The sequence below is a fragment of the Dietzia sp. SLG310A2-38A2 genome, assembly GCF_014145095.1.
Lineage (GTDB): Bacteria > Actinomycetota > Actinomycetes > Mycobacteriales > Mycobacteriaceae > Dietzia.
In genome coordinates this window covers 1-2826 of sequence record NZ_JAALDX010000427.1, presented here as the reverse complement: position 1 = coordinate 2826, position 2826 = coordinate 1, and the positions used below count along the sequence as shown (strand labels likewise).

3 protein-coding genes and 1 pseudogene are annotated in these 2826 nt (G+C 71.8%); all 4 read left to right on the top strand.

Going from position 1 to position 2826, the window contains the following annotated elements:
* Positions 1-933: FAD-dependent oxidoreductase (locus G6027_RS14415; protein ID WP_182637772.1), on the top strand; the 933-nt coding region annotated here is incomplete at its 5' end.
* 5 nt (positions 934-938) lie between these two features.
* Complete coding sequence (locus G6027_RS14410; RefSeq protein WP_187702916.1) at positions 939-1412, top strand: SRPBCC family protein; 474 nt, start codon at positions 939-941, stop codon at positions 1410-1412.
* 83 nt (positions 1413-1495) lie between these two features.
* Positions 1496-2140, top strand: a pseudogene (locus tag G6027_RS14405) (class II aldolase/adducin family protein); the annotation flags it as partial.
* Positions 2137-2826, top strand: a 690-nt coding sequence (locus G6027_RS14400; protein ID WP_182637770.1) for a carbohydrate kinase family protein, incomplete at its 3' end; no start/stop codon positions are given. The pseudogene G6027_RS14405 and the gene G6027_RS14400, both read left to right, overlap by 4 nt.

Sequence of the window (2826 nt, the reverse complement as noted above, 5' to 3'; positions counted from 1 at the left end):
CGGCGCGGCGCGATCGGCGCCGGCGGGGTCGAATTGATCGACACCCTCCTCGGCTCGGCGTTCGGGGCGGCGTCGTCCGAGGCCTCGGCGCTGTACGGCCTGGCCTACGTCGCGGGCGCGGGTGACGAGATCTCGCCGGGCTCACTGGACCGGATGATCGGGGTGACCGGCGGGGCCCAGGAGTCCCGGTTCGCCGGCGGTTCGCAGGTGATCTCGCGACTGATGGCCGAGGATTTGGGCGACGACGTCACCCTCGACGCCCCCGTCCGGCGGATCGAGCACCGTGCCGCCGGGGTCACCGTCACCACCGACGCGGGATCCTTCGACGGTGACCAGGTGATCGTGACCGCGCCGCCCCATCTGGCCGCCGAGATCGAGTGGAGCCCGCTGCTGCCCGCCCACCAGGACGCGCTGTTCCGGAGGATGACGTTCGGCACGCTGATGAAGTGTGAGGCGATCTACGAGCGCCCGTTCTGGCGGGAGGACGGACTGTCCGGCCAGGGCGTCTTCCGTGGTGGCGGCTCCCCTGTGTGCTCGATGTTCGACAACACCCCGCCGAGCGGCGCACCCGGGATCCTCATGGGCTTCGTGGGAGGCGCGGGGTGGCGGAAGTGGGCGCCACGTCCCGCCCGGGAGCGCGGCGGAGCGGTACTGCAGAGCTTCGCCCGGGTGGTCGGGCCCGCGGCGCTGGCGCCTGTCGGCTACTTCGAGAAGGACTGGACCGCGGAACGCTGGACCCGGGGTGGCCCGACCGCGGTCCTGGGCCCTGGCGTCCTGACCACGCTCGGACAGTGGCGCGACCGGCCGCTCGGCCGCGTGCACTGGGCCGGTGCCGAACACTCCGACTACTGGAACGGCTACATGGACGGCGCTGTCCGCTCCGGGGAGACCGCCGCCCGCGCCGTGATCGCATATTCAGGAGGAACCTCGTGACACGTTTGACCGTCTCCGTACAGCAGCGACTCGCAGCGCCGGTCGAGGACATCTGGGCCGTGATCGACGACACCTCCCGGTACGCCGAGTGGGTCGACGGGGCCCTGGAGGTCACCGCCCACCACGGTGCGGCGAGAGTCGGCGAGACCTATTCCGAGCGCAACAGGACGGTCGGGCCGCTCACGACTCGGTCCGTGTGGACGGTCGGGAAGATCGAACCGCACTCCCTCAGGGTCGACTCCGGGACCGGGTTCGCGCCACTGCACGACATGGTCAACACCTTCCGCTTCGAACCGCTGGGCGCCGAGGCCACCCTGATGACGTACCGGGTCGACTGCCGGGTCGGGCTCGGCCCCCTCGGCCGCCTCATCGCACCGCTTCTCGAGAAGTCGCTGTCCGGCCAGTTCCGCCGGTCCATGGAGACGCTCGAGAGCGTCGTGCACGCCGAGCGCGGCATCGACCAGGCTGGTGGGCGGTGACGACGGAGTCGTCGGGATCCCGTGGGCAGTCGTCGGGAACCCACGAGCAGTCGTCGCGGGCCGACGAGCACGTGTCGCGGGCCCGTGAGCACGTCGCCGCCACCGCCAGGCGACTGGCGGCCGAGGGTCTGCTCATCGGCACCGCCGGCAACGTCTCGGCACGGGTGGACGACGGGCGGATCGCCGTGACCGGCACCGGGGTGATCCTGGCCGACTGCCGTGCCGAGGACGTCACCGTCCTCACCCCGACCGGGGACCACCTCGTCGGTCACCTCGAACCGACCTCCGAACTCGGCCTGCACCTGGGCGTCTACGCACGTACCCCGTCCGCGGCGATCGTCCACACCCACGCCCCGTTCTCCACCGCCGTCTCCTGCGTGACCGGGATGGACTCGCTGCCCGTGCTGCACTACCAGCAGTTGCTGCTGGGCGGTGAGATCCGGGTGGCGCCCTACGCCACGTTCGGAACCCCCGAGCTCGCCGACCTCGTCGTGGCCGGCCTGCGCGACCGGCAGGCGGTACTGATGGCCAACCACGGCTCGGTGGCGGTGGGATCCTCCCTCGACAAGGCCCTCGACAACGCGCTCTTGCTGGAGTGGCTGGCGGCCCTGCACGTCCGCGCGAGTGGGGTGGGCACACCGCGACCCCTCACCGAGGCGCAGCAACACGACGCGGTCGTCCAGGCGATCACCCTCGAGTACGGAACCACCAAGGAGAGCCCGCAATGACCGACATCTCATCCATGACGATCGCGACGGTCGGAGTGCACGTCCTCGACGTCCACGCGATCGGGATCGACTCCATCCCGGAGGGCTCCGCCGGTGCCCTCGTGGACACGATCGCCTTCTCGCCGGCCGGGACCGCGGGGGGCACCGCCGTGGTGCTCAGCCGCCTCGGGGCCGGGGTCCGGAGCATCGGTGCGGTCGGCGCCGACTCCATCGGACGAACCCTGACGACCCTGCTGAGCGGGGAGGGGGTCGACACCGGTCGCCTGGTGACCAAGTCGGACGCACAGACGTCCGCCTCGGTGATCCCCGTGCGCCCCAACGGGGACCGACCCGCGTGGCACTGCATCGGCGCGAACGGCGTGTTCACCCTGGACGACATCGACGACGACGCGCTCGAGGGGCTCACGCATCTGCACCTGGGCGGGCCGGAGTTCCTGGGTGGCCCGGCGGCGGGCGAGTTGCTCGCCCGTGCCCGCGGGAAGGGGATCACCACGTCGGTCGACATCCTCGCCGACGGCGACCCGGGCATGCTCGAGTGGATCGCGGACGCCCTGCCGCACGTGGACTACCTGCTGCCCAACGACGACCAGGTCCGCGGCTTCACCGGCGCCGACTCGCTGGCCGAGGGGGCGCGCATGCTGATCGAGCGCGGGGTCGCGTGCGTGGCGCTCACCGCGGGCGCCGAC